This window comes from Dietzia alimentaria 72 (genome assembly GCF_000226215.1).
Lineage (GTDB): Bacteria > Actinomycetota > Actinomycetes > Mycobacteriales > Mycobacteriaceae > Dietzia > Dietzia alimentaria.
In genome coordinates, this window is the sequence record NZ_AGFF01000035.1 from 1 (window position 1) to 3,425 (window position 3,425).

A 3,425-nucleotide genomic window follows, 5' to 3' on the forward strand; every position below is an offset into this window, starting at 1 on the left:
GGGTCTGCAGCTCCCGCACTGTCCACGCTCCTTCGGGCACTCCCGGGTCTTGCTGTGGGTCCTCTGCGATGACCTGCTGGAAATGGCCCTCGTCGGTGTAGGTACGCAATTCCGGAGATTCCCACGCGCCGTTAGATTCGACTTTTCGCCCCAGCAGCCCCTGCTCGGGTTCCACCACCACGCGTCTTCTACCGCAACAAGTTCCGTTCCCAATGCCAGGTTGGAGCTCAGCAAGAAATTCAGTGCGTGTCACCCGTCTCGGAGGTTGAGACGCCGAATTTCGTCTAACCGACGGGGGATGAACCAGCAGTCTCGATGTCTATGTCTACAAGCATGGTCGGCAAGTCGAGAATCGCGCGACGAATTGCGCGATAGTCCTCGTCAGGCACTTCGCCATCCCCCACGACGGTTGAAAAGTCCTGGTTGTCATCCCCGCCCAGCAGGCTCTGCGGCGCAGCATGTGTGCCGAGCAGATGGACGTAGCATCCGTAGTCGATCTGCAGTACGTCGTATCTCTCGCCGGGTTTGTCCTTGCCGGACCAGCCGCGCTTAATGATGTGCAGGATTCGGTCGTCGACGAGTTGCTGAATGAGGGCATGCTGGGTTTGATCCTGCTTAATGAGGAACGCGCGAGCCTTGCGGCCAGATATTACATCGCTGAGGATGCGGTCGAGTAGTGCTCGCGCGACCGGGATGCCGTTGAGCTGTGCTGCCTTGGTTGTAGCGTAGAGCTGGCCAGCAGCATCGCGGACGTGGGTGACGGCAATTTTGGACCCGCCAGCGCGCAGCCCGGCGCGACCGACAATGCTCAGAGCGTCACGGGGCACGCCCTCTGCCGCGCGGATTACTTCCTGCAACGAGGTAACCTGGGTGAATAGAGACGCGATCAGTTCAGATTCGGTGTTAGGCGAATCTTCCCCCAGGTCAATTGTCGCGGTCGAAATGTGGCGGAACAGTAAAGAGCGGAAGAACGACAGCGATCGTTTCGCTTGTTCCTCGCGGTTACGGGCTGGAAATACTACAAATTCGTCGAGATCTAGTAGCGGGAATAACTCAGCGCCGATCTCCGCTCCGATGTAGTCGCCGCGCTCTCCGGCTATCCTCCACTCTGAACGGTGCGGGATGGCAGCGATCCGAACGGAAACCTTGGGTATCCCAAAAAACAACCGCCGCAACATTTCGGCGAGGTACGGTTGGAGATCGATTGGGAGCCCACTCCACTCATCGATAAGCAGCCAAAAACGCTTGCCACTTCCTGACTCAATGGCCTGGCGCAACGACTGCGTGACGCCGCCGAAGTGGACGCGATGCCGGAACATTCCGGTTTGCTTGGTGCGCACTCCACTCTCGCTGAAGGTCTCATTCATGGATCCAGTACCGAGATTAATCGACGGCCCGCCTCCGGGGGACCATCCGGCACCGACGTCGGACTTCGAGCTCTTCGTTTCCCCTTGTGTTCGAGTGCCCTCCTGCTCGGCCTCTTGAGCGACCAGCACCTCCTGGAAGTGATCTAGCATCCGGTCGAGCGCAGCAATCTGCTCCGTGATGTCTCCGGCGAATGCAGCTTCGAGCAGCTTCGTATGAACGATGCCAAGCACGTCGACGACTAATCGAGTCGCCCTTTCGCCGACGCCAAGATTAGGATCGGCGTATCGGCCTTCGGTGGATCCGACATCCTGCTCTATGTCGATGTAGACGACTTGGTTTCCTTTGTCTCGTTCGGTCTGCGCGAGGTACTTTAACGCGTGGGTTTTACCGGTGCCTCGGCGACCGAAAACGATGCCGTTGTCTCTGGAACCTAGTGCGGCGGTGAGCGAGTCGACGCTGACGTATGTCGCGAGCACGTCCTCCTCACTGACCCGCTCGGCGCGCTTCTCAACTTCTTGCAGTGCACTTAGCAGTATTCTGGTGTCCACTTGCTGTCATTCCTCTCGGAGTCCTGGTATCGAGGACCCAACCACCGATATCCTTGCATCTCGCACCCGGCAGGAGGCTGCCATCTAGGGAAACATCGGTCGAGCCGACTCAAGCCGTGTAGCGGACACCCCATACGCAGAACAATTATCTCACTGCTCGCGACCTGATTCCAACCGGACTGTGGAACAACGCGACTCGTTGGTGGGGCTGAGTCGTGCCGATACGGTTCGATTCGCCATCGTTTGGAAACGAGGATGTACGCATGGTGGAGGAGACCAAACTGGGTAAGCCAGATTAGCGGTCAGGTACTCTCGCCTCAGCCCCAAGTTGGCCACTTTGAGTTAGGTTCAAAGGCGGTACTACGACTGGATGCGCGGCTACCTAAGCGACATTCCGCCGCAAAGTTGGAGGCGACAGGTGACATTCTGCACTATAAGACGGAATCGCCAGACTCTAACCGGAATCCATCAATTCGACCCGCTACCAGGTCTCGCGCGATTTATTCGAGGGGCCGAGTAGTGGATAGTGATTTGACGGCAAAGGTCGAGAGAAAAACAGCCAGGGTCGAATACTTCAACATTAAAGTGTTAAAGTCGGCCGATCAGACGGGTCAGATATAGGAGGGTGCAATGGTAGCAAAGAGGTACATTCCAGAGCGTACAGTGGATTCATTATTTGCCGCAGAGGTCGTCCGATACGACCCTTACGCTTTGATCTGGTCGCCTTCGCAGCGCGACCCAAATCCTGTAGACCATACGGTTCATGGGGGTGGCGGCAACCTTGCAGTATTCGAGTGTAAGGCGGTAAACGCCGAAAATCCGACGGCTGCGGACGGCGGCGACTATTGGTTCGCCGAGATAGACAGACTTCAGTTGGACAATTACGTCGCGCAGTCGTACCCAGTTCTGTACTTGCTGCTGGCGAAGCCAATTGACGTTTTGAGGCCCTGGAACAGGTCCTGCGATGTTGGTAGTTGCGGCAAAAGGCTTTGTCGGTGCTGTGCGCGTGATGCAAGGTCATGGGGAGCGTTAAACCCGCGGGCAAGTGTGGCCGCCGAAAAGACTAGGTTTCAGCCGTGGTATGCGCACTGGGCTTGGGTGCTTACCGCGAAGACGTTGGATACTCTCCTCGATGACCCGGCGTCCACAAAGTTCGAAGTCCGTGACAACATAATGTCTTCGCTGTCTAAGGGGACGCAACTCGAAATCACCCGTCTATGCCACTTTCTCGACGATCCCTCCTCTTCGGCGCCCTCGACTGGAATGCCGAGGTTCCTTGTTGACACTCTAGATGACTTCGATTTTAGCGACCTCTTTTTTCCTGATGTCGTTGACGAAGATACGACTGGACCGACTTTTTATCGTCCATCAGCCGGGAACGGCGATGATTGAGTGTCCGGTCACCGAAAGTTGTTGGAGGGCCCCTTAATCTAATGTTGAATCTGGGAGAGTCGTCCAATTAGATGAACGCAACGTCGTTGCGAGCGGGCGACCGACCCTAGTAGGCGA

Annotated in this window: 2 protein-coding genes; one reads left to right on the forward strand and one right to left on the reverse strand. The window is 56.8% G+C overall.

Features of this window, described 5'->3' with window-relative positions; translation table 11 throughout:
* Positions 1 to 284: 284 nt before the first annotated feature.
* Entirely contained in the window at positions 285 to 1,916 is a 1,632-nt protein-coding gene (locus ON04_RS15640) for an ORC-CDC6 family AAA ATPase (RefSeq protein ID WP_010542582.1), read from the reverse strand.
* 630 nt (positions 1,917 to 2,546) lie between these two features.
* On the opposite strand from ON04_RS15640, the gene ON04_RS16585 reads away from it, so the two are divergent.
* Positions 2,547 to 3,308, forward strand: a complete 762-nt coding sequence (locus tag ON04_RS16585) for a hypothetical protein (RefSeq protein ID WP_141564834.1) — start codon at positions 2,547 to 2,549, stop codon at positions 3,306 to 3,308.
* Positions 3,309 to 3,425: the final 117 nt, after the last annotated feature.

Coding starts and splice junctions, on each gene's coding strand:
- ON04_RS16585 (WP_141564834.1), top strand. CDS start 2,547: ATGGTAGCAAAGAGGTACATTCCAGAGCGTACAGTGGATTCATTATTT.